We start from the raw sequence: 1,622 nt of genomic DNA, 5'->3' as shown, positions 1-1,622 counted from the left end.
CCGCCCCCGGCCCCCCCCCCCCCCCCCCCCCCCGGGGGGCCCGGGGGCCGCCGGCCTCGGGTTCCGTTCAGCGGAGGCGGGCGAGGAGGGCGTGTTCGACGAGGGTGATGAGGGCGCTCTTGGCGCTGTCGCGGCGCCGGGCGTCCAGGGTGATGACCGGGGTGTCGGGGCCGAGCTGGAGTGCTTCGCGGACCTCGTCGGAGGTGTGCGGCTGGTGTCCGTCGAAGCCGTTGAGGGCGACGACGAAGGGGAGTCCGCTGTTCTCGAAGTAGTCGAGGGCGGGGAAGCAGTCGGCGAGGCGTCGGGTGTCGACGAGGACGACGGCGCCGATGGCGCCGCGGACGAGGTCGTCCCACATGAACCAGAAGCGGTCCTGTCCGGGGGTGCCGAACAGGTAGAGGATGAGGTCCTCGTCGAGGGTGATGCGGCCGAAGTCCATGGCGACGGTGGTGGTCGTCTTGCCGGAGACGTGGCTGAGGTCGTCGATTCCGGCGGAGGCCGAGGTCATGACGGCTTCGGTGCGCAGCGGGTTGATCTCGGAGACGGCGCCGACGAGCGTGGTCTTGCCGACACCGAAGCCGCCCGCGACGACGATCTTCGCGGAGGTGGTGGCGCGGGTGGGGGCGGCCGCGTTAGAGCTTGCGAAGTCCACTGAGGACCCTTTCGAGCAGCGTGACGTCGGGCTGGTTTCCGGTTTCGCCGCCGGAAGCGGGCTGGTGGATGGCGACCAGGCCGGCCTCGGCCAGGTCGGCCACGAGGATCCGCGCCACTCCCAGCGGAAGGGAGAGCAGCGCCGAGACCTCGGCCACGGACTTGACCTCGGTGCACAGGGTGCAGATGCGCTGGTGCTCGGGGAGCAGGGTGGCCAGGCGCTGCGGATCCACGTTCGCGGAGACGAGCGCCTCAAGGGCGAGCTCGTACCGGGGCCGGGTGCGTCCACCGGTCATCGCGAACGGCCGGATCAGCGGGCCGGAGTCCGGCTCGTCGTCGTAGTCGTCGCCACCGCCGGGGTCGGCCTGCGGGTGGTGACCGGGCGCCGGGGCGTAGTGCCCGGCCGGCTGCCCGGCGGCCGGTCCGCGGCCGGGGAGGTGACCGGACTGCTGCCCGGCCGTCCCGTTCGGGTAACCGGGCGGGGGAGCGTCGTACGCGGGCCGGGGCCGGCCGTACGGGTCGTACGGTCCGGGCGCGGCGTACGGCTGCCCGTACGACGGCTGACCGTACTGCTGGCCGTGCTGGTCGTGCTGGCCGTGGAGCGGCCGGCCGTACTGCTGACCGTGGCCGACGACGCCGGGTGCTCCGAAGGCGTCATGGCCTGTGCCAGGGTACGGAACGCCGTACTGGCCGCTGCGGTCGTCGGGCGGTGTCACGGTTCCTCTCCTCACAGGGTGCGGCGGTGCGGTGCGAGCTCTGGCGCGGGTCCGGAGCCGGTGGTGCGAAGGCCGTACTACGTCCGTCCCGGCCCCGCCGAAGCGGGCCCGGGACGGACGCGGAGGTGCTTCGAATACCTGGACGGTATCCGACGAACCGTCAGTGCAGGAGACTGCCCTGGAGTTCTGCGCGGAGTGCGGGGGTGAGGACGGCGCCGGCGCGGTCGACGAGCAGGGCCATCTCGTATCCGACGA

Annotated in this window: 2 protein-coding genes and 1 pseudogene; all 3 read right to left on the bottom strand. The window is 72.9% G+C overall.

The window, feature by feature from the left end:
- Positions 1-67: 67 nt before the first annotated feature.
- Entirely contained in the window at positions 68-652 is a 585-nt protein-coding gene (locus ACFCX4_RS36170; RefSeq protein ID WP_327680943.1) for an ATP/GTP-binding protein, read from the bottom strand.
- Positions 633-1,367, bottom strand: coding sequence for a DUF742 domain-containing protein (locus ACFCX4_RS36165; protein ID WP_376151712.1), 735 nt, complete (start codon positions 1,365-1,367; stop codon positions 633-635). Before ACFCX4_RS36165 ends, ACFCX4_RS36170 begins: the two co-directional genes overlap by 20 nt.
- Positions 1,368-1,527: 160 nt before the next feature.
- A pseudogene (locus ACFCX4_RS36160) lies at positions 1,528-1,622 on the bottom strand (roadblock/LC7 domain-containing protein); the annotation flags it as partial.

It is taken from the genome of Kitasatospora sp. NPDC056327, from assembly GCF_042261735.1.
Classification (GTDB): domain Bacteria; phylum Actinomycetota; class Actinomycetes; order Streptomycetales; family Streptomycetaceae; genus Kitasatospora.
Note: the sequence above shows the minus strand (reverse complement) of the source record. Positions and strands in the feature narration are given on the sequence as shown.